This window comes from Halorubrum sp. CBA1125, from assembly GCF_009742825.1.
In the GTDB taxonomy this organism is placed as follows: Archaea; Halobacteriota; Halobacteria; order Halobacteriales; family Haloferacaceae; genus Halorubrum.
In genome coordinates this window covers 1-1,291 of sequence record NZ_WPCE01000366.1, presented here as the reverse complement: position 1 = coordinate 1,291, position 1,291 = coordinate 1, and the positions used below count along the sequence as shown (strand labels likewise).

Below are 1,291 nucleotides of genomic sequence, written 5' to 3'. Positions count from 1 at the left end.
GGGGAGACGGAGGTGCCGAGACGGGCGGCGGAACCGACGGGGGCGATCTCGGACGGCTCTATCTCGACGGCCCGGGAACGGACGAAGAGCGGATCCGCCGGGCGTTCGTCGAGAGCGACGACGCCGCCCTGTTCACCTCGCTGTGGGGGACGCTCGCGGAGGGGGTGAGCTTCGACGGCGACGATGCCCGGACAGTCGTCGTCACGGGCGTCCCCTACCCCCACCTCTCGGACCGGATGGAGGCGGTGCAGGAGGCGTACGACCGGGCGTTCTCCGACACCAGTCGCACGCGCGATCCCGGCTGGATGTACGCGGTCGAGATCCCGACGATCCGGAAGACGCGACAGGCGCTCGGGCGGGTGATCAGAGGACCCGACGACTTCGGCGTCCGGATCCTCGCCGATCGGCGGTACACGACCGCGGACATGGGGAAGTACTCGGTCCGCGACGCGTTCCCGATCGAGGAGCGCGAGGAGCTGATCGACGTCGACCCCGAGAAGGTGAAGTTCGCGATGTTGAACTTCTACGGCGATCACGACGCGTACGACGGCGCGCCGCCCGACCCGTGACAGCGGACGCTGTGCGCACCCGATCCAGGACGGCGGGTGAGGTTTCGACCCGACTGTGAAATCCGGTGCCGACTCGCCGCCGTCACCCGGGCATCGAGGCGATCAGCACGGTGACGCCGAGCAGGACGATCCCGACAAGCGTCGTGATCACGGCGTGGATCAGGGTCATCCCGATCGCAATCCGACGCGGCTGGTCGTAGCTCCACGCGAACATCGCGCCGTCGACTAGCAGCGCGGCGGGAACGAGCACCGCCTCCGACACGGAGAGGGCACCGCCGACGACGCCGAGGACCGCCGGCATCGGTCCGACGTAGAGCGCGCGACGGGGGTCGACGTCGCCGAGGACGTTCCGCGCGGCGAGGTGGGCGGTCGCGGAGAGGAACAGCGCGAACACGAGGATCGTCCCCAGTACCGAGACCGGCGTCACCGTCTGGAGGAGCATGGACGACCTACGGGACCACGGGTAAAAGTGGTCGCGAAATCGCTCCGCGAAGACGGCGCCGGAGTGCGATGACGACCGCTACGACAGCAGACCGAGTCCGTGGAGCTCGTCGACGATGACGTCGACGGCGGCCGCGGCGTCGTCGGGGGACGTCCCGCCGGTGATCACGAGCTTCCCGCTGCCGAAGAGCAGCGCCACCACGTCCGGCTCGTCGATCCGGTAGACGAGCCCGGGAACTGCTCGGCTCGTACTCGATGTGTTCGAGCCCAGCCCGATCGCC

At 69.2% G+C, this 1,291-nt stretch carries 2 protein-coding genes and 1 pseudogene; 1 reads left to right on the top strand and 2 read right to left on the bottom strand.

Annotated elements, in window-relative coordinates:
* On the top strand, positions 1-569 hold a 569-nt coding region (locus GJ633_RS16755; protein WP_303646537.1), incomplete at its 5' end, for a helicase C-terminal domain-containing protein.
* Between the two features lie 82 nt (positions 570-651).
* On the opposite strand, the gene GJ633_RS16750 is transcribed toward GJ633_RS16755, so the two are convergent.
* The gene (locus tag GJ633_RS16750; RefSeq protein WP_156589657.1) at positions 652-1,011 is read right to left on the bottom strand and encodes a hypothetical protein; all 360 of its coding nucleotides are present in this window, start codon (positions 1,009-1,011) and stop codon (positions 652-654) included.
* Between the two features lie 78 nt (positions 1,012-1,089).
* Positions 1,090-1,291: pseudogene (locus GJ633_RS16745) on the bottom strand (TATA-box-binding protein); the annotation flags it as partial.

Bases quoted from the DNA above. Each gene is read 5' to 3' on its own strand.
- GJ633_RS16750 (WP_156589657.1), bottom strand. From the start codon at position 1,011: ATGCTCCTCCAGACGGTGACGCCGGTCTCGGTACTGGGGACGATCCTC.